Raw genomic sequence first — 3,479 nt, forward strand, 5'->3', positions numbered from 1 at the left:
GGCCGGCCCCGGTGGGGAGGCCCGTCCCCCTCTCCCGGGCCGGCCCGAACGGTTCGGAAGCGTTCCGAACCCGTTCGGGCCGGCCCGGGCCCGTCAGACCGGGCTGGGCTCGTCGGCCCGGGGATCGGCGTCGTCCCGCTCCGGCCGTCCGCCCGCGTCGCCGCGCGGGCCCCGGTCGCGCAGCCGCAGCCGGCGCCGGCCGCGCGCGGGCCGCTCCTCGTGCGCGGGCTCCTCGCCGGGCTCCCGGTCGTGCCCCGGCATCGGCGCGGTGACCTCGAGGTCCACCGGCGGTGGGGCGTCCGACGGGTGCAGGCGCCCCTCCATCATGGCGCCGAGCCCGAGGATGGCGCAGCGGCCCGGCGAGTCGGAGATCCGCACCGGCATCCCGGTGCTCTCCCGGATGGTGGCGTCCAGGCCGGGCAGTTCGGCGGCCCCACCGGTGAGCACGATGCCCCGGTCGGCGAGATCGGCGACCAGGTCCGGCGGGCAGCGGTGCAGCACCGAGCGGATGGCGTCCAGCAGCGAGGTCAGCGGGGTGCGGACGGCCAGCCGCAGGCTCTGGGGGTCGACGACCACCGTGCGGGCCATGCCGGTGGCCACGTCGCGACCGTGCACCTCGGCGCGGTCCCGGTCCGACTCGCACAGCGAGACGTGGAGCGGCCGGACCGCCTGGCTGGGCAGGAGCAGCTCGTGGTGGTTGCGCAGGTGCTGCACCAGCGCCCGGTCCACGGTGTCCCCGCCGACCGGCACGTTCTCCGCGGCGACGATCGCGCCGAGGGAGAGCACCGCGACCTGGGTGCGGGTCGCCCCGCACTGGATGATCATCGCGGCCTCGGGGCGCTCCACCGGCAGGCCGGCGCCGATCCCGGCGCTCAGGAGGCTGTCCACCAGTTCCACCCGGCGGGCACCGAGGCCGATCAGGGTCTCGTAGGCGGCACGGCGGGCCAGCGGGTCCGCGTCGTGCGGCACACAGGCGGCCACCCGCAGCATCGGCTTGCGGCGCAGGGCGCGGCGCAGCTTGCTGCCGACCATGGCGCGCAGCATCCGCTGCGCCATCTCGATGTCCACGACGGTGCCGCCGTTGATGGGCTTGACGACGCGGATGCTGGCCGGTGTGCGGCCGTGCATGCGCTCCGCGGGGGTGCCGACCGCGATGAGCGAACCGTTGCGGATGTTCACCGCGACAATCGAGGGCTCGTCGACGATCAGGCCGGTCTGACGCAGGTAGATGCGGGTGCGGGCGGCGCCGAGGTCGGCGGCCACCGTGCAACGACGAAGATGGTCCAGACTGGGGGTCATGTGATCATCGTGTGACGACGGTGCGTGACGCGCGCGTCGGACGGCGCGTTCGGGGGACGGCCCCGCCGGCCGCCCCCGAACATCCGCGCCGGCGGACCGTCAGCCGCTCCGGACACCCGCCTCCACCGGCTCACCGGCCGGGTTTGACGCCGTGTCGGACATGCCGTTCGCCCCCGCGGGGTCCTCGGCGAACTGCGTGCGGTGCAACTCCGCGTAACGACCGTCGCGTGCCAGCAGCTCCTCGTGGGTGCCCCGCTCCACGATCCGCCCCTCCTCCAGCACCAGGATGCGGTCGGCGGCGCGCACGGTGGACAGCCGGTGGGCGATGACCACCGAGGTGCGGCCGGCCAGCGCCTCGGTCAGCGCCTCCTGCACGGCGGCCTCCGAGGAGGCGTCCAGGTGCGCGGTCGCCTCGTCCAGGATCACCACCCGGGGGCGGGCCAGCAGCAGGCGCGCGATCGTCAGGCGCTGCCGCTCCCCGCCCGAGAGCCGGTAGCCGCGCTCCCCGACCACGGTGTCCAGTCCCTCGGGCAGGGAGGCGATCAGGCCGTCCAGGCGGGCGCGGCGCAGCGCGTCCCACAGCTCGTCCTCCCCGGCGTCCGGCCGGGCGAGCAGCAGGTTGGCGCGGATGGTGTCGTGGAAGAGATGCCCGTCCTGGGTGACCATGCCGACGGCCGAACGCAGCGAGTCGGTGGTCAGGTCCCGCACGTCCACCCCGCCGATCCGCACCTCGCCCCCGTCCGTGTCGTACAGGCGGGGCAGCAGCTGCGCGATCGTGGACTTGCCCGCCCCCGAGGAGCCGACCAGCGCGATCAACTCGCCCGGCTCGGCACGGAAGTCCACCCCGTGCAGCACCCGTTCGCCGCCGCGCGCGTCCAGCACCGCGACCTCCTCCAGCGAGGCCAGGGAGACCCGCTCGGGGGAGGGGTAGGCGAAGTCCACGTTCCGGAACTCCACCGACAGCGGGCCGTCGGGCACCGGTCGGGCGTCGGGGCGCTCTTGGATCAGCGGGGTGAGGTCCAGCACCTCGAAGACCCGCTGGAAGCTCACCAGGGCGCTCATCACCTCCACCCGCGCCCCGGCCAGGGCGGTCAGCGGCGCGTAGAGGCGGGTCAGCAGCAGCGCCAGGGAGACCACCGCGCCCGCCTCCAGGGTGCCGCCCAGGGCCATCGTTCCCCCCATCCCGTAGACCAGGGCCAGTGCCAGGGAGGAGACCAGGGTCAGCGCGGTCACGAAGGTCATCTGCAACATCGCGGTGCGGACCCCGATGTCCCGCACCCGCTCGGCCCGCTCGACGAAACCGGCGGACTCCTCGGCGGGGCGGCCGTACAGCTTGACCAGGGTGGCGCCGGGAGCGGAGAAGCGTTCGGTCATCCGGGTGTTCATCACCGAGTTGTGGTTGGCCGCCTCCCGGCTCAGCCGGGCCAACCGGGTGCCGATGCGGCGCGCGGGCAGGACGAACACCGGCAGCAGCACCAGGGCCAGGAGGGTGATCCGCCAGGAGAGGGTCAGCATCACCCCCAGCGCGAAGAGCAGGGTGACGGTGTTGCCCAGCACCCCGGAGAGGGTGTCGCTGAAGGCGCGTTGGGCGCCGATCACGTCGTTGTTGAGCCGGCTGACCAGGGCGCCGGTGCGGGTGCGGGTGAAGAACGCGACCGGCATCCGCTGCACGTGGTCGTGGACCGCCCGGCGCAGGTCCAGGATCAATCCCTCCCCGATGCGCGCCGACAGCCACCGGGCGAGCAGGTTGACGGCCGCCTCGGTGACGGCGATCAGGGCGATCAGGAGGGCGATGGTCACCACCGTGCCGGCCGGTCCCTGTTGGGTGATGACGGTGACCACCCGGCCGGCGAGGACCGGGGTGGCGACGGCGAGCAGCGCGCCGAGGACGCTCAGCACCAGGAAGACGGCCAGCTGCCGTCGGTGGGGGCGGGCGAAGCCGGCGATCCGGCGCAACGTCCGGCGGGAGAAGGGGCGTTGGTCGTCGGGGGCGTGCCGCTGGTTGTACAGGGCGTTCCAGGCGGCGATCTCCATGCTCATCCGGGGCTCCTACCGGTCCGGGGCGCGGCCCGGTGGGGGCCGCACGCGGGTGGGCGACTCCTCGGACGGTAGGACCTCCAGTGAACTCGAGGTCAAGGGCGCGAGCGGGAAGGGCCGCGCCGGGGCGCCCGCCCCGGCGC

The 3,479-nt window shown here is 74.6% G+C and carries 2 protein-coding genes; both read right to left on the reverse strand.

What is annotated here, in order from left to right; genetic code table 11:
- Positions 1-93: 93 nt before the first annotated feature.
- On the reverse strand, positions 94-1,299 hold the full coding sequence (locus FNQ90_RS16610) for a rod shape-determining protein (RefSeq protein ID WP_182607100.1): 1,206 nt from the start codon (positions 1,297-1,299) through the stop codon (positions 94-96).
- A 99-nt stretch (positions 1,300-1,398) separates the two neighbouring features.
- Complete coding sequence (locus FNQ90_RS16615) at positions 1,399-3,339, reverse strand: ABC transporter ATP-binding protein (protein ID WP_182607101.1); 1,941 nt, start codon at positions 3,337-3,339, stop codon at positions 1,399-1,401.
- Between the last annotated feature and the right edge of the window lie 140 nt (positions 3,340-3,479).

The sequence above is a fragment of the Streptomyces alkaliphilus genome (assembly GCF_014141535.1).
Lineage (GTDB): Bacteria > Actinomycetota > Actinomycetes > Streptomycetales > Streptomycetaceae > Streptomyces > Streptomyces alkaliphilus.